Origin of the sequence: Bacillus sp. FSL L8-0099 (assembly GCF_038006385.1) — a bacterium.
Classification (GTDB): domain Bacteria; phylum Bacillota; class Bacilli; order Bacillales; family Bacillaceae_G; genus Bacillus_A; species Bacillus_A toyonensis.
The window spans coordinates 85001-87500 of record NZ_JBBOVC010000001.1; the positions used below are offsets into that span (position 1 = coordinate 85001).

The following is a 2500-nucleotide window of genomic DNA, read 5'->3' on the forward strand; positions in this document are numbered from 1 at the left end:
CGTAATAGCTCACTAGTCGAGTGACTCTGCGCCGAAAATGTACCGGGGCTAAATACACCACCGAAGCTGCGAATTGATACCAATGGTATCAGTGGTAGGGGAGCGTTCTAAGTGCAGTGAAGTCAGACCGGAAGGACTGGTGGAGCGCTTAGAAGTGAGAATGCCGGTATGAGTAGCGAAAGACGGGTGAGAATCCCGTCCACCGAATGCCTAAGGTTTCCTGAGGAAGGCTCGTCCGCTCAGGGTTAGTCAGGACCTAAGCCGAGGCCGACAGGCGTAGGCGATGGACAACAGGTTGATATTCCTGTACCACCTCTTTATCGTTTGAGCAATGGAGGGACGCAGAAGGATAGAAGAAGCGTGCGATTGGTTGTGCACGTCCAAGCAGTTAGGCTGATAAGTAGGCAAATCCGCTTATCGTGAAGGCTGAGCTGTGATGGGGAAGCTCCTTATGGAGCGAAGTCTTTGATTCCCCGCTGCCAAGAAAAGCTTCTAGCGAGATAAAAGGTGCCTGTACCGCAAACCGACACAGGTAGGCGAGGAGAGAATCCTAAGGTGTGCGAGAGAACTCTGGTTAAGGAACTCGGCAAAATGACCCCGTAACTTCGGGAGAAGGGGTGCTTTCTTAACGGAAAGCCGCAGTGAATAGGCCCAAGCGACTGTTTAGCAAAAACACAGGTCTCTGCGAAGCCGTAAGGCGAAGTATAGGGGCTGACACCTGCCCGGTGCTGGAAGGTTAAGGAGAGGGGTTAGCGTAAGCGAAGCTCTGAACTGAAGCCCCAGTAAACGGCGGCCGTAACTATAACGGTCCTAAGGTAGCGAAATTCCTTGTCGGGTAAGTTCCGACCCGCACGAAAGGTGTAACGATTTGGGCACTGTCTCAACCAGAGACTCGGTGAAATTATAGTACCTGTGAAGATGCAGGTTACCCGCGACAGGACGGAAAGACCCCGTGGAGCTTTACTGTAGCCTGATATTGAATTTTGGTACAGTTTGTACAGGATAGGCGGGAGCCATTGAAACCGGAGCGCTAGCTTCGGTGGAGGCGCTGGTGGGATACCGCCCTGACTGTATTGAAATTCTAACCTACGGGTCTTATCGACCCGGGAGACAGTGTCAGGTGGGCAGTTTGACTGGGGCGGTCGCCTCCTAAAGTGTAACGGAGGCGCCCAAAGGTTCCCTCAGAATGGTTGGAAATCATTCGTAGAGTGCAAAGGCATAAGGGAGCTTGACTGCGAGACCTACAAGTCGAGCAGGGACGAAAGTCGGGCTTAGTGATCCGGTGGTTCCGCATGGAAGGGCCATCGCTCAACGGATAAAAGCTACCCCGGGGATAACAGGCTTATCTCCCCCAAGAGTCCACATCGACGGGGAGGTTTGGCACCTCGATGTCGGCTCATCGCATCCTGGGGCTGTAGTCGGTCCCAAGGGTTGGGCTGTTCGCCCATTAAAGCGGTACGCGAGCTGGGTTCAGAACGTCGTGAGACAGTTCGGTCCCTATCCGTCGTGGGCGTAGGAAATTTGAGAGGAGCTGTCCTTAGTACGAGAGGACCGGGATGGACGCACCGCTGGTGTACCAGTTGTTCTGCCAAGGGCATAGCTGGGTAGCTATGTGCGGAAGGGATAAGTGCTGAAAGCATCTAAGCATGAAGCCCCCCTCAAGATGAGATTTCCCATAGCGTAAGCTAGTAAGATCCCTGAAAGATGATCAGGTTGATAGGTTCGAGGTGGAAGCATGGTGACATGTGGAGCTGACGAATACTAATAGATCGAGGACTTAACCATATAATATGAAGCAATGTTATCTAGTTTTGAAAGAATATAAAAAATTTGTTGACTTTAAAAGTTAAATAAGTTACAATAATTCTTGTCTTAAATGAATACAGTCTGGTAATGATGGCAGAGAGGTCACACCCGTTCCCATACCGAACACGGAAGTTAAGCTCTCTAGCGCCGATGGTAGTTGGGACCTTGTCCCTGTGAGAGTAGGACGTTGCCAGGCAAATGGAGGATTAGCTCAGCTGGGAGAGCACCTGCCTTACAAGCAGGGGGTCGGCGGTTCGATCCCGTCATCCTCCACCATTTAGCCGACTTAGCTCAATTGGTAGAGCAACTGACTTGTAATCAGTAGGTTGGGGGTTCAAGTCCTCTAGTCGGCACCAGTTTTTAATTGTACGAGCCATTAGCTCAGTTGGTAGAGCATCTGACTTTTAATCAGAGGGTCGAAGGTTCGAATCCTTCATGGCTCACCATTTTTAATAAAATATGCGGGTGTGGCGGAATTGGCAGACGCACTAGACTTAGGATCTAGCGCCTTTGGCGTGGGGGTTCGACTCCCTTCACCCGCACTTTTAATAAAATATCTCATAACATGTCTTGCGGAAGTAGTTCAGTGGTAGAATACAACCTTGCCAAGGTTGGGGTCGCGGGTTCGAATCCCGTCTTCCGCTCCAATTTTCAATATGACATGCCGGGGTGGCGGAACAGGCAGACGCACAGG

At 51.2% G+C, this 2500-nt stretch carries 6 tRNA genes and 2 rRNA genes (2 of these 8 cut by a window edge); all 8 read left to right on the forward strand.

Annotated features, from left to right (window positions below):
- Nucleotides 1–1785, forward strand: a 23S ribosomal RNA gene (locus MHH42_RS00440) (it extends 1137 nt beyond the left edge of the window).
- A 101-nt stretch (nucleotides 1786–1886) separates the two neighbouring features.
- A 5S ribosomal RNA gene (gene rrf / locus MHH42_RS00445) occupies nucleotides 1887–2002 on the forward strand.
- Nucleotides 2003–2006: 4 nt separating this feature from the next.
- Nucleotides 2007–2082 (forward strand) — tRNA-Val (locus MHH42_RS00450).
- 4 nt (nucleotides 2083–2086) lie between these two features.
- Nucleotides 2087–2162: transfer RNA gene (locus MHH42_RS00455), tRNA-Thr, on the forward strand.
- 14 nt (nucleotides 2163–2176) lie between these two features.
- Nucleotides 2177–2252, forward strand: a tRNA-Lys gene (locus tag MHH42_RS00460).
- Between the two features lie 15 nt (nucleotides 2253–2267).
- Nucleotides 2268–2348 (forward strand) — tRNA-Leu (locus tag MHH42_RS00465).
- 30 nt (nucleotides 2349–2378) lie between these two features.
- Nucleotides 2379–2453 (forward strand) — tRNA-Gly (locus MHH42_RS00470).
- Between the two features lie 16 nt (nucleotides 2454–2469).
- Nucleotides 2470–2500, forward strand: a tRNA-Leu gene (locus MHH42_RS00475) (it continues 58 nt past the right edge of the window).